This is a genomic window from Roseimaritima multifibrata, assembly GCF_007741495.1.
Taxonomy (GTDB): Bacteria; Planctomycetota; Planctomycetia; order Pirellulales; family Pirellulaceae; genus Roseimaritima; species Roseimaritima multifibrata.
The window spans coordinates 4899287-4923223 of sequence record NZ_CP036262.1; the positions used below are offsets into that span (position 1 = coordinate 4899287).

General features: G+C 53.8%; 18 protein-coding genes. 10 read left to right on the plus strand and 8 right to left on the minus strand.

Annotation, left to right across the window (positions count from 1 at the left end):
* Positions 1–168: 168 nt before the first annotated feature.
* Entirely contained in the window at positions 169–1167 is a 999-nt protein-coding gene (locus FF011L_RS17710; protein WP_246109482.1) for a hypothetical protein, read from the minus strand.
* A gap of 343 nt (positions 1168–1510) precedes the next feature.
* On the opposite strand from FF011L_RS17710, the gene sbnA reads away from it, so the two are divergent.
* The 3 genes from sbnA to FF011L_RS17725 all read left to right on the plus strand — a co-directional run bounded on the left by sbnA (position 1511) and on the right by FF011L_RS17725 (position 5766).
* Positions 1511–2539: a 2,3-diaminopropionate biosynthesis protein SbnA gene (gene sbnA, locus FF011L_RS17715; protein WP_145352921.1), complete on the plus strand. Its 1029-nt coding sequence runs from the start codon at positions 1511–1513 to the stop codon at positions 2537–2539.
* Complete coding sequence (locus tag FF011L_RS17720; protein WP_145352922.1) at positions 2536–4272, plus strand: FAD/NAD(P)-binding protein; 1737 nt, start codon at positions 2536–2538, stop codon at positions 4270–4272. The genes sbnA and FF011L_RS17720 overlap by 4 nt, the downstream gene beginning before the upstream one ends.
* Before the next feature lie 141 nt (positions 4273–4413).
* Positions 4414–5766 carry a Y4yA family PLP-dependent enzyme gene (locus FF011L_RS17725; RefSeq protein ID WP_145352923.1) on the plus strand — a complete coding sequence of 451 codons (1353 nt, stop codon included), beginning with the start codon at positions 4414–4416 and terminating at the stop codon, positions 5764–5766.
* A 165-nt stretch (positions 5767–5931) separates the two neighbouring features.
* On the opposite strand, the gene FF011L_RS17730 is transcribed toward FF011L_RS17725, so the two are convergent.
* Entirely contained in the window at positions 5932–6651 is a 720-nt protein-coding gene (locus FF011L_RS17730; RefSeq protein WP_145352924.1) for a CDP-alcohol phosphatidyltransferase family protein, read from the minus strand.
* 212 nt (positions 6652–6863) lie between these two features.
* Between FF011L_RS17730 and FF011L_RS17735 the strand changes: the two genes are divergently transcribed.
* Both FF011L_RS17735 and FF011L_RS17740 read left to right on the plus strand, forming a co-directional pair.
* Positions 6864–7415 (plus strand): DUF421 domain-containing protein, encoded by a 552-nt coding sequence (locus FF011L_RS17735; RefSeq protein WP_145352925.1) that lies wholly within the window; start codon positions 6864–6866, stop codon positions 7413–7415.
* Positions 7416–7591: 176 nt separating this feature from the next.
* A complete protein-coding gene (locus FF011L_RS17740) occupies positions 7592–8707 on the plus strand; it encodes an endonuclease/exonuclease/phosphatase family protein (RefSeq protein ID WP_145352926.1) in 1116 nt (371 codons plus the stop codon).
* A gap of 41 nt (positions 8708–8748) precedes the next feature.
* On the opposite strand, the gene FF011L_RS17745 is transcribed toward FF011L_RS17740, so the two are convergent.
* Positions 8749–10158 (minus strand): sulfatase, encoded by a 1410-nt coding sequence (locus FF011L_RS17745; protein WP_145352927.1) that lies wholly within the window; start codon positions 10156–10158, stop codon positions 8749–8751.
* A 398-nt stretch (positions 10159–10556) separates the two neighbouring features.
* Here FF011L_RS17745 and FF011L_RS17750 point away from each other — a divergent pair, with 398 nt between their 5' ends.
* The 3 genes from FF011L_RS17750 (at position 10557) to FF011L_RS17760 (ending at position 16322) form a co-directional block, all read left to right on the plus strand.
* Positions 10557–12512 carry a sulfatase gene (locus tag FF011L_RS17750; protein WP_246109483.1) on the plus strand — a complete coding sequence of 652 codons (1956 nt, stop codon included), beginning with the start codon at positions 10557–10559 and terminating at the stop codon, positions 12510–12512.
* 174 nt (positions 12513–12686) lie between these two features.
* Positions 12687–14075 carry a sulfatase family protein gene (locus tag FF011L_RS17755; protein ID WP_145352929.1) on the plus strand — a complete coding sequence of 463 codons (1389 nt, stop codon included), beginning with the start codon at positions 12687–12689 and terminating at the stop codon, positions 14073–14075.
* Positions 14076–14213: 138 nt separating this feature from the next.
* Positions 14214–16322, plus strand: coding sequence for a DUF5722 domain-containing protein (locus FF011L_RS17760; RefSeq protein ID WP_145352930.1), 2109 nt, complete (start codon positions 14214–14216; stop codon positions 16320–16322).
* A 404-nt stretch (positions 16323–16726) separates the two neighbouring features.
* Here the strand turns inward: FF011L_RS17760 and FF011L_RS27075 are convergent, their stop codons facing one another.
* Positions 16727–16861, minus strand: coding sequence for a hypothetical protein (locus FF011L_RS27075; RefSeq protein ID WP_261342545.1), 135 nt, complete (start codon positions 16859–16861; stop codon positions 16727–16729).
* Between the two features lie 237 nt (positions 16862–17098).
* Between FF011L_RS27075 and FF011L_RS17765 the strand changes: the two genes are divergently transcribed.
* A complete protein-coding gene (locus FF011L_RS17765) occupies positions 17099–17491 on the plus strand; it encodes a hypothetical protein (protein ID WP_145352931.1) in 393 nt (130 codons plus the stop codon).
* Positions 17492–17546: 55 nt separating this feature from the next.
* On the opposite strand, the gene FF011L_RS17770 is transcribed toward FF011L_RS17765, so the two are convergent.
* Both FF011L_RS17770 and rsmG read right to left on the minus strand, forming a co-directional pair.
* Positions 17547–17768, minus strand: coding sequence for an FmdB family zinc ribbon protein (locus tag FF011L_RS17770; RefSeq protein WP_145352932.1), 222 nt, complete (start codon positions 17766–17768; stop codon positions 17547–17549).
* Positions 17769–17828: 60 nt separating this feature from the next.
* Positions 17829–18482, minus strand: a complete 654-nt coding sequence (gene rsmG, locus FF011L_RS17775) for a 16S rRNA (guanine(527)-N(7))-methyltransferase RsmG (RefSeq protein ID WP_246109484.1) — start codon at positions 18480–18482, stop codon at positions 17829–17831.
* A gap of 260 nt (positions 18483–18742) precedes the next feature.
* Between rsmG and tsaD the strand changes: the two genes are divergently transcribed.
* Complete coding sequence (tsaD, locus tag FF011L_RS17780) at positions 18743–19765, plus strand: tRNA (adenosine(37)-N6)-threonylcarbamoyltransferase complex transferase subunit TsaD (protein WP_145352933.1); 1023 nt, start codon at positions 18743–18745, stop codon at positions 19763–19765.
* Positions 19766–20011: 246 nt separating this feature from the next.
* On the opposite strand, the gene FF011L_RS17785 is transcribed toward tsaD, so the two are convergent.
* A complete protein-coding gene (locus FF011L_RS17785) occupies positions 20012–21349 on the minus strand; it encodes a DUF1552 domain-containing protein (protein ID WP_145352934.1) in 1338 nt (445 codons plus the stop codon).
* Position 21350: 1 nt separating this feature from the next.
* On the minus strand, positions 21351–23921 hold the full coding sequence (locus FF011L_RS17790) for a DUF1592 domain-containing protein (protein ID WP_145352935.1): 2571 nt from the start codon (positions 23919–23921) through the stop codon (positions 21351–21353).
* Positions 23922–23937 lie beyond the last annotated feature (16 nt).

The window sequence follows — 23937 nt, forward strand, 5'->3', positions numbered from 1 at the left end:
TCTTCACGGCTTGGAAGAGGAAGGCGTTCGATGAGTTCTGCAGCAACTTTGACGCGATCCCAATGCATGCGGGATGACGCATCAACATCCACTCGATTACTACCCATGAGTACTCTTCGCATAAAGATCGCGAAGAGCACTCTTTTCTTTGGGCACAGAGGTCTGTGACTACTTCACGCCTTTGATCGCGACAACGCTGCCTGCGGTGGCATCAAATTGTTCGCCGATCTGAGAAACGTACAGGCGATTGTCTGGGCCAAAAGCACAGGCAACCGGTCCGTTCAATTTGACTCCCGTTTCAGTAACGGTTGCCTTGCCATCTTCGCCAAGTTCGACGGTCACGACACGCCCTTGATTGACTTTGGTCAATGACCAATTGTTTTCAACCACGGCAAATCGGTTTCCTTCGATGTGAGCCATTCCCATTGGATTGATCAAACCGGGCAACTTCCACTGGGCGATAGGCTTCTTCGTTTTTAGATCCCATTGAACGATCAACCCATCGGCTTCGCCACCCTTACCAGAGTAAAGAACATACAAAGTGTTCTTTGGCCCAAAGACCGTTTGCATCGGTGAATTGGTTTCGATGCCATTGTCATCAGCGGACAACAGGGGTTTCAGTTTTTTGGTTTCGGGATTGGCTGACAAGACCCATGATTTTCCATCGTACCCTTGGCCACAAACGAAGATTCGTTTGCCGTTTGGCGAAGCACTTAGCCCCGTTAGATTGCCTTCACCTTTGTCCGCTTCATCGTCGCTGGTTGGACCGACCGAATTGGTTGCAATCCCTGCGTCGGCTTTGCCTGGTCCGCTAAACATCAAAAGGGTTTCTTCACCATCCACCTTACCGGAATCGGTAACGACCAAAGTCTCACCAACCCAGATTGCCGACAGCGGGCCGACGCCATACCACTTTTTCCCGGTGTCGTCGCTCTTCCAAAACTCGGTGTCAAAGCCACTCAGGAAATTGGTTGCTTCTTTTCCCTTCAACAACACAACCGTTCCACGAGAATCACAAACGGTCAAATCGCCAGAGGGGCTGAAACTGACGCTGGATGGATTCTGCAGACCTTGCATGACCGTTTCCACGGCCAAATCTTCAGCTTGGCTGGATGCAGCCAACACAAAAGGGAACATCGCCATCGTCAATACAAATAGCTTCTTCATCTTTTCCTCAATCCGTCTTATTGCAGGACTAGTTGTTTAGTGAAATCGATTAACCCACATCTTAGCCATTCGGGCAACCGCAAACAACGATAAGATTTCTTAACGAACGAAGGCCAACAACTAGCGTTTTTGCTTATTTTGTCCAGGTTGCTCTCACGCCTGCTGGCAGACCGGCCACTTGTCGCAGCCGCCCTCGATCGCCGCCCCTTCGAAGAGGCTTCGATTCGTGACGTTCGCTGAGAAACGATACAAGTGATTCGTAAAACAAATCTATTGGCACAGTGATTGCTCTTAGTGATTGCTCTTGTGGAAGAAACCTTTCATTCCAGCATGAGTAAACTCAATGACGCCGCATCTCTCAACGATCGCCAATGGTGTGCTTGATTCGATCGGGCAGACGCCCCTTGTTCGGTTCAAGCGATTCCTTGGAGATGACACGGTTGATCTATTGGTCAAACTGGAATCTGCCAACCCGGGCGGCAGTGCCAAGGATCGCCCGGCGACACAAATGCTGTCGGCAGCCCTGCGGCGCGGAGACGTGCATGGAGGTTCCACCATTATTGAATCATCATCGGGGAACATGGGCATTGGACTGGCACAAGCCTGCCGCTATCACGGACTAAAATTCATCTGTGTGGTCGATCCGCGAGCACAACGGCAAAATTTGGACATCATCAAAGCACTTGGCGGGAAGATCGAACTGGTCAAGGAACCGCTGGACGGCGACTATCTCGCTGCCCGCATCGCCAGAGTCCGCATGCTGATTGCCGAAACACCGCAGAGCTATTGGCCCAACCAATATGCAAACCCCGACAACCCTCTAGCTCACTTTCGAGGAACCATTCGCGAAATCGACCAAGCCCTGCAGGGCGACTTCGATGCCTTGTTCGTCGCTACCAGCAGCACAGGCACCGCACAAGGTTGTCGCGACTACTTGCAAAAACGAGGTCGCAACGTCGACGTTGTCGCGGTCGACTCCAGCGGCAGCGTGCTTTTCGGCGGTGCCGCGGGACCTCGGATGATCCCCGGGCTGGGTGCAGGAAAAGAACCCGCGTTAGCGGCGGGGCAATCTTTCGATCACGTTGCCCGGGTCACAGACCTTGATTGCGTGATTGGTTGCCGCCGTGCCGCCGACCGCGAGGCTGTGCTTGTTGGCGGTTCTGCCGGAGGCGTCTTGATGACCGTTGACCGAATGAAAGCGGAATTTTCCGGCAAGCGTTGTGTCGCAATCCTGCATGATTCTGGCTCACGCTATTTGAAAACAGTGTTCAACGACCACTGGGTCGAAGCTTCGCTGGGTTGTGCCCCGTCGAAGCTGGCCTGGTTGGTAAACAACCCCTCTGACAATGTTAATGCGGAGATCACAACATGAAAACTCTGGACCGTGATTTCAATTCAAGCAGCGTTCTGGAAAACAAAGAAAAATCGTCTTGCCCACAACAAAAGCAAAGACCAAGCGAAGCCACTGATTTTTCGAAAACTTCCAGCCGACGGACAACGGATCAGTCGGAATGGAGTGAGCCAAATTCGGACAACGATTCGATTCTTCGCGTCGGGATTATTGGCTGCGGCCCCCGCGGACTGCAATGTTTGGAAGCGCTCTCCCGACAGGGCGACAACGCCCACATGCAACGGTTGGGCGTGACCGTTTTCGAACCGTCCAGCGTCCCGGGAGCCGGTGGCGTTTACGATCCGTCGCAGTCGCACACGCTGCGAATGAACTTTGCGAATCGAAACATTGACTTTTGGAAGTCCTCGGCCAATCAGCAGACGGACCGCACTCATTCGCTAACCGGCTGGTTGTCGAGCCATTATCCGGAATCCGCAAGCACCGACGCATTTGTTCCGCGAGCCATTGTTGGAGAATACATACAGCAATGCTTTCAGGAGGTCACCAAGCGTTTCGACGCCTGCGACCATTTCGCGATTATCCCCTCGCACGTCAAACGGATTCGGCACGATGGTTCACAGTTTGTCGTCGAAACCGATGCTGACACTTTTTATTTTGACGAAGTCGCACTAACGACGGGGCATGAGGGGCTTCGCACCTCGCCATCCCTAAATGCGGGCGTTGCGGACATTCCCGCGTTACCCGCCAATCCAAACCTTTCCGTCACGCGGGTGCCAGCCGATAGCCGAGTCCTTGTCCGTGGGTTCGGACTGACCGCAATCGATGCCGTGCTGACTTTAACGGAAGCCCGTGGAGGCGTTTTTGTAGACGATGGGTTCTTACCACGATACATACGCTGCGACGAAGAACCCCGCACCATCGAATTGCGTTCACGTTCAGGACGCCCGATGCTGGCAAAACCCACGGCGAAAGTCGAGCCTATTTCCGACGCATTCTGGACGCCGTTTCGCGATCAACTAAACGCGTTACAACGCGACCATGGATCCCTAAATTTCCATCGTGATATCTGGCCGGTGCTCGCCGAAGCCGCGGCAGACTTGCTTGCTCAAAGTGGAACACCAGCAACGGCGAATGAGGTTTGCAATTGGTATCGCGGGTGGTCGCGCTACTCAATAGATGCGTCATCTGCACGCCGCGCGATGTTGCAGTCCTATGCAGTGGCAATTGGCAAACGGCCGATCGACATACCATTTGCCCTCGGAGACACCTGGAGAAGGCTCTATCCCGAACTTGTCCGATTGGTCGGCAGTGGCGGTCTGACACAAAAAAGCTGGCGATCCTTCGCCGACACCGCCCGGGAAATGGAACGAATCGCATTCGGTCCGCCGGCAGAAAGTGTTGGCCGTCTATTGACATTGATGCGAGAACGAATCGTCACGCTAGGAACCGACGCCGATCAAATCTCGGAGGTTGATGTGACAGTGAATGCCGTCATCGCCGGGCCCCACGAACTTGCAGAGAACGGCCCCCTCATGCAATTGATCGAAGCGGGTTTGGTAATAACCGATCCGACGTGCGGCGGTGTCATGGTGGATGCCAATGGGTATGCAACGGGATCCGTCGACGGGCTGGCGGTTTTCGGACGGGCGACCGAGGGATGGGTGATCGGCAATGACACCCTGACTCGAACCTTGCATGATCACATCGAAAACTGGGCGCGAACCGTGGCGACATCGCTTGCCATTAAAACATAAACCTAGCTGTCCTCCTTCTATCGAACAGAACAAAATTCCATGCTGGTTACCAAACAAGCTCAGACACGCTCCACGGACCTCGTTGCCTGGCGTCGTCACTGCAGAGGTACACTCCCGTTGGACGCGTCTGTCGAAGAATGGATGACAGATTTTTTTAGTGATGACAATCTGCCTGGATTGATCGAGGAACATGGATCACCACTCAACTTGATCTCAACAGCTCCAATGCGATCGAATTTGGATCAACTGAACCAAGTCGCTGCGGAGCGAAACCTTGACTTCAAGGTTTTCTTTGCCCGGAAATCGAACAAGTGTTTGGCATTCGTCGACCAAGCAAACCATTGCGGTGCCGGTATCGATACTGCAAGCGAAAACGAAATCCAACAGGCGATCGACCAAGGGGTTGAAGCCAGCCAGATTATTTGTACGGCCGCAGTTAAGAGCGACTCGCTCATTCAACGGTGCTTGAAAAACTCTATTTGTATCGCTGTCGACAATCGTGACGAATTACACGTTATCGTCGATCAAGCCAACAGGCTCGCGTGTCAAGCAATCGTCGCCCTGCGGCTTGGAGGATTTCGGCACGAAGGACAGAAACTTCCGACTCGGTTCGGGTTTGATGTCGATCGCGACAACACCCTACTTGCCGAATTATCCGATCTACCATTGAGCGTTCAGGGAATTCACTTCCATCTTGACGGCTACGACGCACGCCAACGTGTCAACGCCATCGCCCAATCGCTGGAGTGGATCCAGGCTTTGCGCGACCTGGGACATTCCCCTGCGTTTCTTGATATCGGAGGCGGCTTTCCGATCAGCTATTTGCGCTCGGCACAACAATGGGAAATGTTCTGGCAAGAACATGAAAAAGCCCTGCTAGGCCAACGCGAATCCATCACCTATCGCAACCACCACTTGGGACGCCAACAGACAGAAGGGAGGATCGTCGGAAAACCGAATAGCTATCCCTACTACCAAACCCCAGTGCGAGCTGACTGGCTGGCATCCATCCTGGACGCAGAAATCGGCGGGCAGACCGTTGCAACGAAATTGCGTAATTCGCGTATTCAGCTGCGTTGTGAACCGGGACGGAGCCTGATGGACGGATGCGGCATGACGGTAGCCAAAGTCGAATTTCGCAAACAGAACGCGGAAGGAGATTGGTTGATTGGTTTAGCGATGAACCGTACTCAATGCCGAACGTCCAGCGACGATTTCTTGGTCGATCCGATCCTGCTGCCAACGGGGGAGGGTACGAGCGACCCGATGACTGGTTTTTTGGTGGGAGCTTACTGCACCGAATCTGAGCTACTGTCATTGCGTCGTTTGAAATTCCCAACGGGAGTGCGTCGAGGCGATTTGGTCGTGTTCCCGAATACCGCCGGTTACTTAATGCACTTCTTAGAAAGTCGTTCCCATCAATTCCCTCTGGCAAAGAACATGGTGGTTTCCGATGCAGGGGAACCTATCGCTCTCGACTTAATCGACGTTTGATTCCGACGACAACAACTTGCTTCGCATTTTGTCATTCTTTCACGCAACCTTCTATTCGCGCAAGTGATCAAAAGGGCGACCTGTTGATGAACCATCGACGCTTCAATTTAAGGGCGTAAGCCGACACCGATAATTTCACAGCCTAGGGCTAAACATCAAAACCGATCACGTCGATCGTTTGCCTGCGATTCGCAACCTTAGTTGCCACGACAGAATCGCATAAAACAGAGGGTAGGCGAGCGACATAGCCAATAGCCAGACAAGCGGGTGTGGGTAATCCCACAAGATGGCCAGCATCGTGACCGCCCACAGAATCGCCCCGATCATGATCGATGGCTTCCACTTTCTTGGTGCGAGGTTCGGATAGATCATCCAGACGGGAGCCACTGTCAGCACGGTCAACCCCCACATCGCAATCGCGGTCAGCCATGGGGAAGCCATCGCGGTGAAGACACCTGCGTAGAGTGCAAATGCATTCCAGTACGATGGAAATCCACGAAAGAAGCCATTGGCTTCGTCTTTCGCTTCTTTGTGCGAGAAACCAAACAGGCTGGCTCCCATGGCGAACATTACCGTCCAACCGAACCCCGAAGGCAACCATTCCATCCGCCAGATCAGCAACAGGGGAATGAAAGCAAAGGTTAGATAGTCCAACAGGTCATCGATCGTTCTTCCATCGATATTTGGCGCGAAGTGCTTGACATGGAATCTTCGCGCTAACGGCCCGTCCACAGCATCGATCACCGTTGCCAACAACAACCAAAGGAACACCGTGCGGGGATCGCAGGTCGGGCTTGCGATTTCCATAACGGCCAACGCCGCCGGGACAATCCCCGAGACGGTCAAACAGTGGACAGCGTAGGCAGCGATGCGTTTATAAGTCATTTTCAGCGTTTTGAAGGATCGTCGAAGTGGCTCGGTACTTTCACCGTTGCCCATACGGTGCAGGAGAGGTTGCAAAGCCCATGCCGCCCTCGATTTGGCGTGAGCTTTGCTCTTAAGACGTTTTGTTCCTTCACGACGACATAGACGTTTTATCGAGTTCGATTGCCGACGCCGTAACTACCGCACGAAAACTCTCCCCCAAAAGGAAACCAATGTTTGAAAAATGGATTTCCATTTCGACCACTCAACTGGCAATGATTCTGCTCTCTTCAGTCATCGTCTACGCGGCGATCTTGATTTACACGCGAATTGCGGGGCTGCGAAGTTTTTCAAAGATGTCGGCGGCAGATTTTGCGATGACGATCGCGGTTGGTTCCTTGTTTGGTGCAACGGTATCGGCTCCCAACCCGACCCTTCTGGCCGGATTATTCGCCCTGTTATGTCTGTTCGCTGCCCAGTGGGCTTTGGCCAATGCTCGTCGCAAATCGAAACTCGTCAGCAAGCTGGTGGACAATGAACCACTGCTGTTGATGAACCACGGCGAAATCATCGAGAAAAACCTTGAACTGGCGAACATGACCGAGAGCGACCTGTTCGGGAAACTAAGAGAAGCCAACGCCCTGAATTTTACGCAAGTCAAAGCCGTTGTGTTTGAGACAACCGGTGACGTATCCGTTCTCCACAGCACCTCCGATGACGTTGCACTGGAAAAACGGATCTTTGAGGGTGTCGTCGGAGCCGAGCGATTGTTTACGGATCGTTAGCTCAATAGCGCGGAAGACCAGCTTCCAACGACAGTTGCAAACCTTGGTCCGACACGAAGCAATTCAGTAAACGGAACGGTTGTTGCTGCCATTACTTTATTCCGTAGCGACGCAGGCCTCCGACCAGTGAATTTCTGGCGGTTCCCACTACGCGAACCAAAGCTAATTTGAACACCATGCACACGATTTTCCTAGTTCTAATCGTCGCTCTTTTCGCAGGATCCCTGCTCAGTCTAAGCAGCAATCCGCATTGGTTGGTGAGAGGCTGGGACTTCCCTCGCGTCCAAATTGTGGCGATCGTTTTGGCGATCGTGATGATTCACTTCGCGGTCCATTCGTGGATTGCCCCCGCAACTCTCTTGATGCGTTGCCTGATTGTCGGTGTTGCGGCCACCTTGGTTGTCTGGCATGCATGTCGGATTTTTCCTTACACGCCGATCGCTGCGAATCAGGCCCAAAACGCCGCCGTAAAAGTACGGCATTCGGCTATCGTAAACGATCGTCACCTGCGGTTGATTGTCTCCAACGTTCAGATGGAGAATCGATCATACGATTGCTGGCGAGAGGTCATTTGTTCTGCAAATCCAGATGTGATCATCGCGGTAGAAACCGACCAACACTGGCTTAACGAGATGGAGGCACTGTCCGATCGGTTTCCGTACAAAATCGTTCAGGCGCAGGACAACTACTACGGCATGGTGCTGTTATCGCGACTTGCAATAGAGACTCACGAAATACGGTTCTTGGTGGAAAACGATGTTCCTTCGATTGACGCCATGGTGGAATTGGCAAGCGGCGGGAAGGTACGCGTGATCGGAGTCCATCCACGACCTCCGGAGCCGGTTCGGGACAACGATGCAACAGCTAGAGACGCAGAGCTGGTCCTGTGGGCGAAGGAACTAGAAAACTACCAAGGGCCCGTTGTCATTGGTGGCGATTTGAACGACGTCGCTTGGTCGCAGACAACACGATTGTTCCTACGAATAAGCGGTTTACTGGATCCAAGGCGCGGGCGGGGCCTGTTCAGTACCTTCCACGCTAATCACTGGTGGATGCGTTTTCCGCTAGACCACATCTTTCACTCGACTCATTTCCGGATCCGTGAAATCAAGCGTCTACCCAACGTAGGGTCCGATCACTTTCCCATGCTGATCGATCTGCAACAGGCCCCGCAGGACCCAAAAGAGAACAAGGTGCTGGCAGAGAAAGAGAATGACCAACAGGAAGCAAGCGAACGGATCGAACGTGCTTCGGCAAACAACGATTTAGCGGTTGTGCCCGCTAAATCGTAAGAGGGTTCTGATAACGTTCCACGGCGGATATGCCGGTGGAATTATCGGCTAGCGTTGGCGTTGGCAGCTTCATACGCATCATGTCCGGTCGACTTGCCCGGCAAGACGGGATGCTGTTGGGCTGGCAGGAACGCTGCATGCTGTGCAATGATTTCTTGGTACTTTGGCAACGAAGCCAAATTCGTCCACTCATTTGGATCTTCGTCCAAGTCATAAAGTTCCTGCGAGCCATCGTGGTACTGAATGAATCGATACCGTTCAGAGCGAATCGAAAAATTTCCTAAACCAAAACTGGTGATGGCCGGATGGTTCCAAGTTTGTTTCGGATTCTTCATTAACCCGGTAAGGCTCTGACCTTCCTGAGCATCATCCTTTGGCAGACCAGCCAAATCCAAAAGCGTTGGAAACACATCCAATAGTTCAGCAGGTTGACGGCAACGTTGATCGCTCTTGTATCCAGGGGCCGCGATCACCAAAGGCACCCGAGTCCCATCTTCCCACAACGAGCGTTTCGCCCAGCGTTGTTTCTCTCCCAAGTGAAATCCATGGTCCGAAAACAATACGATGATCGTGTTGTTCGAATACTCGCTTGATTCCAATTCGTCCAAAACCAATCCCAAGCAATAATCTGCAAACGTCACCGAGGCGAGATAAGCCTGGACGGCATGCTCCCACTGCCCAGCTTCCGTCATCCACTGATGGGTTGGTGAGACATGTTTAAGATTGGTCAGATCAATCGCGTACTGACTGAGGTCGTCACGGTCATCATCCCGTACGAGCGGCAATTGAATCTTATCTCGAGGGTGCAAATCAAACCATTTTTGCGGAGCGTACATCGGTACGTGCGGCCGATAAAAACCAACCCCCATAAAAAACGGTTTGTCATGTTTCTTCTTCAGTTGTTCCACAGCCCATTCCGCACCATTTAGGTCGGGCATCATCGAATCTTCTGCAGGGAAAGCGCCCCAATCCCAAAGTGGATGCCCGTGCGGCTGCGAGATTTTCTTTTCGGGACGTGGGCCGAATCCACCGGAAGGATGGTATTCCTGAAAGAACCGGCGGTCTCCGGTGTGAAAAATCTTTCCCGTTGCCATCGTTTTGTACCCGTTGTCGGCAAAAACTTCGGGCAACGTTTTGACGCCTTTAAGAACCGGTGCCTGTCTTAAATCAGGGGCAAGGAAATAGATTCCGGTTGTATGCGGATATCGTCCCGTCATCATGCTTGCCCGTGAAGGATTACAGACAGGCGACTGGCAATGGGCGTTCTCAAACAACGTTCCCATCGCAGCCAAGCGATCGATGTTGGGCGTTAAAGCCTGAGGGTGGCCGCCCAGGACACCGACCCAATCATTCAGGTCATCGATAGAAATCAGTAAGACGTTGGGCTTATCCGCAGAAAACGCGGGTACCCAAATCGTGCTTAGCACGAACAGTAACATCAATCGGGTCATGGCAGCCAAAGTGGTATGACGAGAGGCAGTTTGTAAGCTACCAGCCTACTTCAAACGAGCGTTCCTTTCACGAGGCGGGAAGAAAACGAATGCGACTTTCCACACCCCCGCTACCCGCACAAGGGGCTCTGGCCGCCCCCTCCATGCAATTAGGATGCCCCCCCAAGCGAACGACAAGGAGGTTTCCCCCCTCAGACTAGCCAATAGAATACGGCGGTAGACGGCTCGTCAAATTACTCAATTTTGATTGCAAAAAAACGAGTTCGTCAGCCTAAAATGAAACGGTCCAAGAACGTTTCCCTGGCCTCCCTTACGATCTACGGGGCCTGCCCGGCAAATCCTACCAACCTGCTACTCTGATCCGCCTCGTGACCAAAAACTGCCCCCCAAGCCTCTCCTTGCGTTCTCTTCTCCTGCCGGTTGTGCTGGCCGGGCTTTCAGCGGGCTTCACGGCCGAATCCGTGACGTGTGCAGAGCCGCGACCAAACGTCGTTTTCATTTTGGCGGACGATCTTGGGTGGAGTGATACAACGCTCTATGGCACTACCACTTTTTATAAGACCCCCAACATCGAGCGATTAGCGACTCGGGGGATGACATTTACTCATGCGTACGCTTCCAGCCCCCTCTGTTCGCCGACTCGCTCGGCGATCCTGACAGGGTTAAGCCCTGCAAGAACAGGGATCACCACCCCTAACTGCCATCTGCCTCAGGTCATCCTCAAGGCGACAGAGACTCAGACCGGGCCGCCCAATCAAAAAACGACTTCTCCTCGGTCAACGTCTCGACTGAATACCGACTACTACACGCTGGCTGAAATGTTCAAAGCGAATGGCTATGCCACGGGCCATTTCGGAAAGTGGCACCTGGGCGCAGCCCCTTATTCGCCTCTTGAACACGGCTTTGATGTCGACGTTCCTCACTGGCCAGGGCCCGGTCCGGCGGGCAGTTATGTCGCCCCATGGCGATTCCCTGATTTTGATCCCAACACGCCCTCGGAGCATATCGAAGATCGGATGGCGTCCGAGGCGGTAGCCTTCATGGAAACGCATCAGCGTGAACCTTTTTTCTTGAACTACTGGATGTTCAGTGTGCATGCCCCCTTCGACGCTAAACAAAACATCATCGATAAATATCGTCAGTCGGTCGATCCTAAAAACCCACAACGCTCGCCGACTTATGCGGCAATGATCGAAAGCATGGACGACGCGGTTGGAACGCTTCTGGATACTTTGGATCGCTTGAACATTGCGGACAACACCATCATCGTGTTTGCTTCGGACAATGGAGGGAACATGTATAACGAAGTCGATGGCACCAGCCCGACCAGCAATCATCCTCTGCTAGGCGGAAAAGCGACAATGTATGAAGGAGGCGTGCGTGGTCCCGCCATCGTTGTCGATCCCAAACGGGTTGCAGCCAACACACGAAGCGACGAAGTGATCCAGAGCAGCGACTTTTACCCCACATTTTTAGAACGACTGTCGATTGAACCTCAACCAAACCAAAAGTTTGATGGGATTAGCATCGTCCCCGCGTTGGAAGGCAAATCGCTCAATCGTGACGCCATCTTCACCTACTTTCCACACAACCCACCGGTTCCTGATTGGATGCCTCCGGCGGTCAGCGTTCACCAGGACGACTGGAAATTGATCCGTATTTTTCACGGCGGCGAAGCGGGGGCTCACCGATACAAACTGTTCAACCTTGCCGACGACATTGGCGAACAGAATGATCTATCTGCCAAACATCCCGAACGCGTGAAGGCAATGGATGCGTTGATCGAGAACTTCTTGGTCGATACGCAAGCCGCTCGGCCGCTTCGGAATCAAAAATTTGATCCGGCGAAGTACCGTCCCGAACAGGAAGGCATCGGCAGGATCCGCAACAATCCCAAGCCGAACCCAAATTCAAAACCTTCTCAAAAAGTCAAAAAACCGCTCGGCCCTCCGGTTGCTGGGTGGCAACCGGCAGGGACCAGCGAACTGACTTTGGCAGACAAAAAACTGATCGTAAAATCGACAGGCGGCGATCCCTATTTCAGCCAACGATTGCCAACCCCGGTCGCACCACAAAAGCTCACACTCCGGTTTTCGATGATCTCTAACGCAGCGGGGAAAGGGCAAGTCTTCTGGCAAGAAACCGGAATCGTCCCCGCATACTTCCGCGACCGCAGCACCCCGTTTACGGCACTGCATGACGGTGCGATTCATGAGTACGCGGTCGAACTAAATCCAAAAAAATCCGTGGAAGGCATTCGGATTGACCCGGCGACCGGAAAGGGCCCCATGACCATTTGGAACATTCGGTTGACCACTGCCACAGGCGAAGTGCTCCATCGTTTTGCTCCCTAACCCGCCATACTGCGGATTACCAGGAAACCATGGAATAAGATAATCCGTGGACCTGTCCGCTGTCGGACCGCCCCCACTAAAACGACATTCCCCAGCGTCCCACCGACCATCCCCATACAAACCACTCCAAAGAAACATACCCTCCCCCAAAACTTAAACCGACACAATTTACCAATGAAAAACAATACAACATTCGCCATTCTTACGGTGGTGGTTGCCTGCTTCCTACCCAGTGCGAGGGCAACCGACAGCCCTCCTAACATCGTTATGATTCTCTCGGACGACCAGTCTTGGACGGATTATGGATTCATGGGACACGAAGCAATACGCACTCCCAACCTTGATCAATTGGCAAAAGAAAGTGCGACGTTTGAACGTGGCTACGTCCCGACAGCACTGTGCCGACCTTCGTTGGCGACCCTAATCACAGGTCTCTATTCCCATCAAAACGGAATCACGGGAAATGATCCAGCAGCAACCGCAGCGAACCGGATGTATCAGCAGCAAACGGGGACGGATCCTCGCGAGCTACTGATTTCCAACATCGACCAACATCCAACGCTGCCGCAAATGCTAGGCGAACGGGGGTACCTTAGTTTTCAATCTGGCAAATGGTGGGAAGGGAATTATCAACGAGGCGGATTTACTGCTGGGATGACTCGAGGTTTTCCGAAACCCGGAGGCCGACATGGCGACGACGGGTTAGCAATTGGGCGTACTGGAATGGCCCCGGTTAACGCGTTTATTGATAGTGCGACCGAACAAGACAAACCGTTCCTGCTTTGGTACGCGCCATTCCTACCCCACACTCCACACAATCCTCCTCAACGCATTCTGAACAAATACGCACAACCTGGACGCTCTGAATCGGTCGCGAAGTACTACGCAATGTGCGACTGGTTTGACGAAACATGCGGGCAGTTACTAGACAAATTGGACGAAAAGGGCATTTCGGAAAACACGTTAGTGGTTTATGTCACCGACAATGGTTGGATCCAAGACCCCAACGGCAAGGGATACACAGAACGCTCCAAGCGCAGCCCCTATGAAGCCGGCACACGGACTCCGATCATGTTCCGCTGGCCCGGAAAAATCACGCCGACGATGCGTAATGAACTTTGCAGCAGCATCGATATTGTGCCGACTATCTTGGCTGCCGCAGGAGCGAAAATCCCCGCCAATCTTCCGGGGTTAAACCTCTTACCCAATCTTGAGCAGGACACTCCAATCGATCGCGACACCATCTATGGCGAATCTTTTGCACATGACATCGCGGACATCCAGAACCCACAGGCTTCGCTGCTGTACCGCTGGGTGATTCAAGGTAACGACAAGTTATTGCTTACGTACGACGGAGATACGGGAAAAATGAGATTCCCCCCAAAGGATGGCAAGCCTCAACTATTTGATCTAAAAAAGGACCCTCATGAAATGAAGAATCTGGCTTCCCAGCGGCCGCAACGGGTCGAAGAGTTAAACCAATTGATCGAAAATTGGTACCCTGTTACCGAACGAACTGCCGGAAGGATTGCAAGTCAGCCGGCCCCCAAACAAAGCAAATAAAAGATCGAACCGTTTGCTTTCCTGGTAAAGGATCCGCACAAAAGGGTCCTTTACCGTCGCACGGAAACTCTCCCCTCCAAGTCTCCCGCCCAATCTGTCGCCCTACCTCCAAACCCTCAAAAACCTCTAAAGCCTCCCATGCTTCGTCCGATAGCTTTCGTCCTTGGGCTCGCCTGCGCCTGCATTCTTTCCGCAAACGAAAAGGACTCCGCGAAACCGATCGCGTGCACGGTCACTGCATTTTCACCCGACTTCGCGAAAAGCGTTAAGAGTGAACACGGGACCATTGAAATTCATGATTCCACTTCGCTGTTAGTGACTCCCCAATCGCCGATCACGGCGGGAAGCTGGGTGTTGGAACTTGAATATTTCTGCGTGGGTGATGTGGAGGAGATGCGTTTGCTACCGGGTCCCCAGTTCGCCAAAGACCATTCCATTGCACTTGAGCCATTTGGGCATAGCGAAGTCTTTACGCTTTATCGAGCCGAATTGGTCGCATCAGAAACCTTTCCGATCGCGGAGGCCAAATCGTTGCGATGGGATTTACGCATGAAACCCGATACAAAACTGCAGATTCGCAACCTCCATTTGCGGCGAAAGCGAGCTGGGGAATTTTCATCGGATTCCAATCAATCAAAATTCGTCGCAACGGCGGAGGCTCTGGAAACGTACCTAGCGAAGTCGTTCGACAGTCGGATCCTTGATGTCCGTGTTGGCGAGCAGGACATTACGATCTCTGGCACCGTCAGCGGATCGCCGGACAATGTCTTCATTGGCGAAATCCCAATGGAAACCTTGGTCTCGGCGAGCTCACCTTACCGATCGACAACGGCGGTTTCTATCGACGAAAAAGGCAATTTCACCACACGTGTGCAACGATTGATCACCTTCGAAGACCGACAACTGGACCGGCTCACTTCTCGCTGGCAACTGCTCCGTCGTAATCCCAACGGCGACGAAGCGATTAGCCACGCGCGTTACGCTCAATCCGTCTACTGTGAATCGCCTGACCTAAGAGAAGTGCAACCGGCGTCGAAAAAAGGATTAGGCGGTTGGTCTGCCCGCCGCGCCCCCTCCCTCGAAAACGAAATTGCGGACCTCGGGATCACCGCACTAACCGTCAACTTGGCGGCGCTTCAGCAATACGTATCGACGAAGCCAACGGAGGGCTCGACTCCGATTCATTGGCAGGGACGAACGTACTACGCCAACGAAAAAAGGCTGCGGGGGCTGGATCAAACTTTTCTTGAAGCCGAAAAACATGGAGCACTCGTTTCTGCGATTCTGCTGATCACCAACCCAAAATCAAAAGGGGACAGCGACGCCCATTTGTTGGCTCATCCCGATGCCGACCCCAGTGGCACGTTCGCGATGCCAGCCGTTACGTCGCCCGATGGGATTGCCTACTACGGAGCCATTTTGAATTTCATGGCGAAACGCTGGTCGAAGGACAATGGCGAACACGGACGAGTCCATCACTGGATCGTGCACAACGAAGTTGACTTCGGATGGGTGTGGACCAATGCTGGCCGACAATCCGACATCACCTACATGGATCTCTACCAACGCTCGATGCGTCTGACCGACCTAATTGCTCGTCAATATGATCCCTATGCTCGGTCGTGGATCACGCTTACGCATCACTGGGCAGAACCGGGAACCAAAGATGGATACGGGTCCAAGCGAATGCTGGACCTGCTGGTTCGTTTTTGCCAAGCCGAAGGAGATTTCCCTTGGGGTTTGGCGCACCACCCCTATCCGCAAAACCTGTTCAACCCCAGAACCTGGGAGGATCACCAAGCAACATTCAGTTTTGAAACGCCCAAGATTACGCCTAAAAACTTAGAGGTATTAGATGCATACATGAAATTGCCCAAGATGCGTTATCAAGGCGAAGTGCGGCCCGTTCATCTTTCAGAAAACGGATTCAATTCGAAAGACTATTCGGAAAAATCACTGCAAGACCAAGCTGCGGGAATGGCGTTGGCCTGGAAGAAAATACAGAGCCTCTCCTCGATAAAATCGTGGCAATATCACAACTGGATCGACAATCGACATGAGGGTGGGTTAAGAATCGGGCTGCGGAAATTCCCGGATGACGAGAAGGAGCCGCTTGGCAAGAAACCGATTTGGTTTTTATACCAAGCACTCGGGACCCCTGAGGAAGATTTGCAGGCAGACAAGTACCTGAAGACGATCGGGATCGATTCGTGGGACCAGGTCTTACATAAAGAAGTAATCCGCTAGGCAATGTTGACCGGGATTGGATAGTGTCGCCATTCGCGCGGGATGTGAAATCGAATGGTGATTCATTAACGATCTCTAGAACGGTTCGCATTGGTTCTGCCCGGCATTTAACGAGGCCGACTCTTCGGGCACGCAGGCTGTCGCAATCCCAACCCGCTGCGCGAACGAGGGATTGCAGACCGTGGTCCTAGTTCCTCGGTTACGTTTTTTGAAGTTGCGTGTTTTGGAGTGGGCTACTTTGCTTCCGCCGGGCTTGTCCCGGTCCGGGGCAACAACTGGCAGCTACCCCCATGCCTCTTTGCTAATTCATCCTTCTCCGCCAGCCTTTTGATCGCCCAATAAGGTAGCTGCCAGTTGCGAGCCCGCCGGGGCAAGCCCGGAAACGGAACTCTGGATACTTGGAGCTAAAAAGGTGCTGGAAAAGCCGAATGATTTGAGGCATCCGCAAGAGTACGGAAATCAGGACGATTGACCACAGCAATCACCTTAAAAAGCGCAACATCAAAACTCACGCTGCGGGTTGGGATTTTCGGATGCATCGTCGATTAAACATTCTTCCCGGACGCAATCGATCGCCCGCGGCGTTGGCAGTTGCTCGGCGTCGTTTGGTTGATCGCGGAGTCTTGGGCTGTGTTGCCGGACGGCTCGCGCCGTTCCGCTAAGATTGCCGCGTGGCGTTGGCAGATGCTCGGCGGCGTTTGGTGGATCGCGGAGCCGTGGGCTGTGTTGCCGGACGGCTCGCGCCGTTCCGCTAAGATTGCCCGCGGCGTTGGCAGATGCTCGGCGTCGTTTGGTTGATCGCGGAGTCGTGGGTTGTGTTGCCGGACGGCTCGCGCCGTTCCGCTAAGATTGCCGCGCGGCGTTGGCAGTTGCTCGGCGGCGTTTGGTTGATCGCGGAGTCTTGGGTTGTATTGCCGGACGGCTCGCGCCGTTCCGCTAAGATTGCCGCGCGGCGTTGGCAGTTGCTCGGCGTCGTTTGGTTGATCGCGGAGCCTTGGGTTGTGTTGCCGGACGACTCGCGCCGTTCCGCTAAGATTGCCGCGCGGCGTTGGCAGATGCTCGGCGTCGTTTGGTTGATCGCGGAGCCTTGGGTTGTGTTGCCGGACGGCTCGCGTCGTTCCGCTAAGATTGCCCGCGGCGTTGGCAGTTGCTCGGCGGTGTTTGGTTGATCGCGGAGCCTTGGTGTGTGTTGCCGGACGACCCCTGTGCTTGCTTTGATTCTATTTACTGACAGCCGCCACCACAGCAGCGTGGGGCTGCGCAGCTCTCTGCGGCGACTGGCAGACTTCCACTACCGGAGCGGACGCTGGGGGTCGCGGGGACGCTTAGTAGCCGTGTTAGCTTTTCGCCTCCACAATCGGGGCACTCCGGGGTTTCATCGGCCCGATTTAGTAGCACTTCGACCGGGTGCTTGCAGGTCTGACAATCGTATTCATAAATGGGCACTGGTAAGTCTCCTGATGACCATGACGGATAAAGGGGGGGGGAATTCAAACGGCGGGATCTTTACTCGCGAATGCGAGCGGCCGGCATCACCTGCAGGATGACCCCTTCGTTCTCGCCGTCGCCCAGGGGATAGGTGGCAAGTTTTCGTAGGTCCAGTTGTTCCATCGCACCAAAATGCCTTGCTTCGCCTCGCTCTTCGACCCATTTCGGGCCTTTGATCATTAGTATGCGCCCAACCGACGGCCAGTGTGGGGCGATCCAGTTACAGATTTTCAGCATCGAACCAACCGCCCTGACGACAATGGTTTCAAACCGAAAATCTTCCAGAATGTCTTCGCCGCGGGCCGCATAGACGGGTACCGGCAGATCAAGCTCTTCGACAAAGGTGTTCAATACTGTTGCCCGTTTCCCAACCGATTCGGCTAGCGAAACCTGAATGTCGGGACGCAGGATCGCTAAAGGAATCCCCGGAACGCCTCCTCCTGACCCTAGATCCAAAACCTCTTCATTGGGTTCGATCAGGGGCACCAATTGCAGGACATCGCGCAGGTCTCGTTCGACAAAAGTCTGCCAGTCAGTATGCCTAGTCAAATTGAGACGTTCATTCCAATCCCATAGCACTCGAACGTACGCTTCAATCTTTTCAGCCATCGGTTCGGGCAATTCGTATCCGGCCCGCTCTAGTGCGGCTTGAAATTCGGCATCGATCGGCAAGTGAACTCTCCTGGAAGTGAAATCAATAATGGTGGGGGAAAGATGCAAGCAGGGAAGGCCGATGCATCGCTTTCATTCTATTTTAATATTTCGCCGTTTTGGCTTACCGGCACCCGGGGCACAATCACCATGGCCACAATCACCCTGGCGGGGCCCGGAGGACCAGTCCGTACGACTCTAATTTAAATTTTCGGGGAAGCCCTAGTTTACCACGCGGATGCCCCCTTGGTCGGCTTCCAAACATTTCGCAAACTACTCGAATGGCTATTCTGACAATTGAATCGACTTGCGACGAGACGGCTGCCGCTGTAATTGGTCTGGACGGATCGGTTTTAGGGGATGCTCTGGCAACTCAAACCGAACTCCACGAGCATTTTCGGGGGGTTGTGCCCGAGGTCGCTGCCCGGGCACACGTCGAACGAATCCTTCCGGTGATCGATACGGCGATCCGCAAATCAGGCCTCAAACCCGAGGATTTGACCGCGATCGCCGTCGCCCAAACCCCTGGTTTAGCGGGCTCATTGCTGGTTGGCCTGGTCGCCGCCAAGACGCTGGCGGTTGCTTGGGAAAAGCCGCTGATTGCGATCAATCACCTCTATGCCCATATCTACGCCTGCCAGCTTGCCTCCGAGCAGTCGATTTACCCTTGCATCGGATTGGTGGTCAGCGGAGGTCACACCAGCCTGTATGACTGCCAAGGTCCTCTCGACCTGACGTACCTAGGGGGAACGATTGACGATGCCGCTGGAGAAGCGTTTGATAAAGTCGCTGCGATGCTGGGGCTGGATTTCCCCGGTGGCCCAGCCGTTTCGCGAGCCGCTGCATCGGGTGATCCGAAAAAATTTCGATTTCCTCGCTCCATGCTGAACAAACCGGGGTTCGATTTCAGTTTCAGCGGCCTCAAAACGGCCGTTCGCTACGAACTGGTCGGCCCTGGTGAAAAAGACTTCTCCCAACTAAACCTCAGCGAACAAGAAATCGCCGACATCTGTGCCTCATTCCAGCAGGCCGTGATCGACGTTTTAGTCGCCAAAAGCCGCCGGGCGATCCGCGAATCTCAAGCGAAACGCCTATGCGTTGGCGGCGGCGTCGCAGCAAATCGAATCCTCCGCGCGGCGCTTCAACAAGCGGCCGACGAGGACGGGTTCGAACTGCAGATTGCCCCGCCAGAACTGTGCACCGACAATGCCGTTATGGGAGCGATCGCATTGGAGAAACTAGCTCGCAAAGAATTTGCTCCGCTGGATATCGACATCCAGCCGGGACTGCAACGAGGCCGCTAACAAGGTCACTGCCGGTTGGCCGGACGCTGAGTCTTGCGGTTGGGTTGCCGCCTGTTGATTTAGGCGAAAGCGGAGAAAGATTGTCGCCTTTCGCTCGGCGAAAGTAGCTTGAAGAGAGCGTTCTTTCGCCGAGCGAAAGGCGACAATCACTAAATCAACAAGCCGTTTGCGCCGCTCCGCTAGTATGCATGCGTCTCGCATGGCGGCCGGTTATTACCGGCCGCCCGCTTTTTTTGCAAGCCTTTGTTACGCCTTGATCAAATCAAAGCGGCCGGTGCTGTCGCCGATCGATTCGGCGGGCGTACCCATCGCATCCAACATCGACATGTAAAGATTGGCCATCGGAATTTCTTTGCCGGTCACCATGTGCTGACCGGTTTTGAATTGACCGTTTGCACTACCAGCCATCACGACGGGCAGCTGGTCATGCTGATGGCGATTACCATCGCTGATTCCACTTCCGTACATCACCATGCAGTGATCCAGCAGCGTTCCCTCGCCCTCAGGAATCGAATCCAGTTTCTCGAGGAAGTACGCAGCCTGTTCAGCCAGGTAGTGATCGATCGTTGAAAGGCTTTTGACCTTGTCCACGTCGTTGCGATGATGGCTTAGACCGTGATGCGAATCATTCACGCCAACTTCGCGATAGGCTCGACCGCCACCGGCGTTGTCCAACATCATCGTGGCAACCCGCGTCGAATTCGTCTGAAAGCCTAACGCCATGACATCAAACATCAGGCGTGCGTGCTCACGGAACGATTCGGGACGCCCTTCGGGGACATCCAGATCGGGCAGGGCGGCTCGATCTTCGGCTTCCGCTCGCACGATCCGTTGTTCCAGATCGCGGACCGATTCGAAGTACTCGCCCAGCTTCCGTTTGTCCGAACCGCTCGCGTGCTTCAGCAAGTGCTGAGCATCTTCGGCGACGACATCGAGAATACTGGTGCGGTAGAAATCACGTTCCCGCCGTCCCGCAACGTCTCCGTTGCCAAACAGACGCTCAAACGCCAGACGCGGCGTGACTTCTTTGGACGTCGCTTGGGTCGCACTGCGCCAAGAGATGTTTGAAGAGTACGCACAGCTATAACCTGAATCGCAACTCCCAGCGTTGCGACTGGACGTTAGCCCCAGCTCAATCGAGCTGAGTTTGTTTTGGCCATCCAACTGCTGAGCGGCCACTTGGTCAACCGAAATCCCAACGTGAATGTTACTTGCGGTTTTGACGGGCTGAGAAGCCGTCAAGAAACTGGCCGAGCAACGAGCGTGGTCTCCAGCACCATCTCCATTGGACCGTCCCTTATCAAGCGCCAATCCAGAGATGACGTTGATTTTGGATTTGAACGGTTCGAAAGGCTTTAGCGTTTTCGAAATTTCCCAATCGGCACCGGCCCCCTTAGGAGTCCAGTCAGGCATGATCGCCCCGTTAGGGAAAAAGATGCAGGCCATCCGCGTGTTGGCAGTAGGAGAGGCCGCGGCCGCCGCAGCTGCACTCTGGCGAGTGACCATAGCTTCCAGCATCGGCAACCCCATCAGGGCTCCGGTTCCTCGCAACAACGTTCGGCGGTTCAATCGTGGCGTAGTCATTCTAATTCTCTTCCAAAGTGTGAAAGCGAAATGGCTTACTCAGCACAACCGCGGTGGCAAGATCAACAAAGCGATGATCCTGTTTAGCGGATTGAGCAACAACATCAACTAAAAAACAAGTATCTGTAACGGTTAATTCGCGACCAATCGCATAGGTTAACAGACGGTTGGCGACGGTTTCAACAAAGCTTGCGGTTTCGGCATCGCGGATCTGCTGAATCAGAGGCAAAGCCCCATCAAAGGCTCGACCGCCAGGCAGCGTGCCTGTCGAATCGATCGGTTTGCCGTTGTCATCGTCACGGTAATTCCCGATCGGTCCAAAGTGATCCAATCCAAACCCGATGTCATCCATCACAACGTGACAGGATGCACATCCTGGGTCCGCGCGGTGCTGTTCAAGTTGTTTACGCAACGAGGCCGTCGGATTGGCTTCCGACGTCACGTCCAATTCAGGAACGCCTGGCGGAGGATCTGGAGGCCGCGTGCCAAGGATATTTTCGAGGACCCACTTGCCTCGCAACACCGGCGAGGTTCGTCCGGGATAACTGGTAAGGGTTAGAACACTTGCATGGGTGAGGATCCCAGCTCGTCCGTGCTCGGCAACCGAAACACGCCGGAAGTCATCACCTTTAACCCCATCGATTCCATAATGTTTCGCTAACCGCTCGTTCAGAAACGTCTCGGGCGAATCAAGCAGGGTCACAACGCTGCGGTTATTGTCAACAACATCTTGGAAAACCATCAACGTTTCGGTCCGCATGGCGTTCCTTAGTGAATCGTCAAACTGCGGAAACTGGTCCGTGTTCGGTTCGACAACATCCAGGTTTCGCAGCCCCAACCACTGGGCAGCAAAATTGTCTGCAAGGGCGACCGCTCGCTTATCCGCGATCATCCGTTTCACTTGATCACGCAACACCGCTTCATCGTTCAAACGGCCTTCGGCAGCCAGTTGCAACAGTTCCTCATCCGGCATGCTGCTCCAGAGGAAATAGGAGAGCCGACTGGCCAATTGAAAATCTTCAATCGGCTGAACATCCCCTGGTTTCCCCTTTGAATCGGGCCCTGGCAATTCCGAGCGAAACAGGAACCGCGGCGAGAGCAAAATCGCGCTGACAGCGACCTGCATCCCGCGTTCAAACGATTTTTCTCGCTTGGATGCCATCTCCGCCAAACGGGCATAACGGTCGACAGTGGCGTCGTCGACAGGCCCGCGAAACGCGCGACGCAAAAACGGTTTCAGACATTCCTTAGCAGCTTGCCGATTGGAAACTCCCTTCTTGGGGGTAACCGTGATCAGAACACGATGGGATGCGGGGTAAATTTCATCGGGCAGCTCACTCGGTCCACGGAAGCTCGCCTTGCGAATCATCATCACAACCGGCAGCTGCTCGATCTTCCGGCTGATTTTAAGAGTCTTACCGACGGCCGCTCGGCCTTCGGCGATCACTTGATCGGTCAACAACGCAAAGTCTGGCAACTTGATTTGAGCCGCTTCGTCCGCAGCTTCCTGTTCCTTCTTTTCCTTCTCTTTTGCTTTTGCAACTTCGGCGGCTTTGGCTTTATCGTCGCCAGCTTTGTCTTTGTCTTTGTCTTTGTCTTTGTCTTCGACGACTTTCTCTTCTGGGGGCAACAACGCAAAGAGGAAGCGGTTTAAACCTTTTTTCAGGTTGACGTCTAACGCTTCCCGATCGCTTGATCCACCGCCACCGAAGTAGTCAAATTCTTTCTCGCCCAACGGCTCACCGGCGGCATTGAAGACCCCGATGCGAACCTTTTCACCCTTCTTTGGCGCTCCGGCCGAAATTTCTAGTCGATACTTGCCAGCGTAGGGAACGGTCACTTCCGTCCAAGCGAAAGCGTCCTTCGCAAGGAAGTGGCCAAAGAAGCTCCCGACCCAAGATTCGCCAACCACATGAATTTGGTCGCCGGAGAGTTCGTGTGTTTTCTTTTCAATCGTGCTGGGATCAAAAACCACCTGTTTCGAAATTTGCTCGGCAGCTGCGATGTATTTTTCAAACAGCATTGGCGGGACCGATAGAACGTCGCCGTTATTGTCGAACCCGGCCCCAACTTCATCCTGCGGAAAATCAGCGGCAACCGAAATCCGAGTCTTAAATAGATCGCTTACGGTATTGTCGTATTCCGAACGGTTCAGGCGACGAACGGTCACCTTGCCCGGTTTAGGATCCAGGTCACAGGCCGCTTGGTTAAGCGCCGCGGTCAACGTATGAACAAAGGCTTCACGCTGCGTGTCGGTGAACGGTTCCGCGTCCGCTGGCGGCATCGCACCAAACTTAATCATCTGCAACGCACGACGCCAAAGCTCTTGATCGGCCGCCAGTTTTTCGGGGTCCGCGAAAGCCGACAAATCGACTTCGGCTTCCTGAAAATCTTCGTTGTGACAATCCAGGCAGTGCGAGCGAACTAAGTCAGCACCGGTAGCCAGATACGCTTCCATGGCGGAAGAGGATTGAGGAGTCGCTTTTTTAACCGGCTCATCGGTTCTTGCAGGACAAGCGATGAAAACCAGCAGCAAAAGCGACAGGCCGCTTGGGACTGCGTGTAGCCGCATGATGGATAGGCAGGTT

What these genes read in the sequence shown, in the direction of transcription:
- FF011L_RS17710 (WP_246109482.1), bottom strand. Translation starts at nt 1,167, where the DNA reads ATGAAGAAGCTATTTGTATTGACGATGGCGATGTTCCCTTTTGTGTTG.
- sbnA (WP_145352921.1), top strand. Translation starts at nt 1,511, where the DNA reads ATGACGCCGCATCTCTCAACGATCGCCAATGGTGTGCTTGATTCGATC.
- FF011L_RS17720 (WP_145352922.1), top strand. Translation starts at nt 2,536, where the DNA reads ATGAAAACTCTGGACCGTGATTTCAATTCAAGCAGCGTTCTGGAAAAC.
- FF011L_RS17725 (WP_145352923.1), top strand. Translation starts at nt 4,414, where the DNA reads ATGACAGATTTTTTTAGTGATGACAATCTGCCTGGATTGATCGAGGAA.
- FF011L_RS17730 (WP_145352924.1), bottom strand. Translation starts at nt 6,651, where the DNA reads ATGACTTATAAACGCATCGCTGCCTACGCTGTCCACTGTTTGACCGTC.
- FF011L_RS17735 (WP_145352925.1), top strand. Translation starts at nt 6,864, where the DNA reads ATGTTTGAAAAATGGATTTCCATTTCGACCACTCAACTGGCAATGATT.
- FF011L_RS17740 (WP_145352926.1), top strand. Translation starts at nt 7,592, where the DNA reads ATGCACACGATTTTCCTAGTTCTAATCGTCGCTCTTTTCGCAGGATCC.
- FF011L_RS17745 (WP_145352927.1), bottom strand. Translation starts at nt 10,158, where the DNA reads ATGACCCGATTGATGTTACTGTTCGTGCTAAGCACGATTTGGGTACCC.
- FF011L_RS17755 (WP_145352929.1), top strand. Translation starts at nt 12,687, where the DNA reads ATGAAAAACAATACAACATTCGCCATTCTTACGGTGGTGGTTGCCTGC.
- FF011L_RS17760 (WP_145352930.1), top strand. Translation starts at nt 14,214, where the DNA reads ATGCTTCGTCCGATAGCTTTCGTCCTTGGGCTCGCCTGCGCCTGCATT.
- FF011L_RS27075 (WP_261342545.1), bottom strand. Translation starts at nt 16,861, where the DNA reads ATGCATCCGAAAATCCCAACCCGCAGCGTGAGTTTTGATGTTGCGCTT.
- FF011L_RS17765 (WP_145352931.1), top strand. Translation starts at nt 17,099, where the DNA reads ATGCTCGGCGTCGTTTGGTTGATCGCGGAGTCGTGGGTTGTGTTGCCG.
- tsaD (WP_145352933.1), top strand. Translation starts at nt 18,743, where the DNA reads ATGGCTATTCTGACAATTGAATCGACTTGCGACGAGACGGCTGCCGCT.
- FF011L_RS17785 (WP_145352934.1), bottom strand. Translation starts at nt 21,349, where the DNA reads ATGACTACGCCACGATTGAACCGCCGAACGTTGTTGCGAGGAACCGGA.
- FF011L_RS17790 (WP_145352935.1), bottom strand. Translation starts at nt 23,921, where the DNA reads ATGCGGCTACACGCAGTCCCAAGCGGCCTGTCGCTTTTGCTGCTGGTT.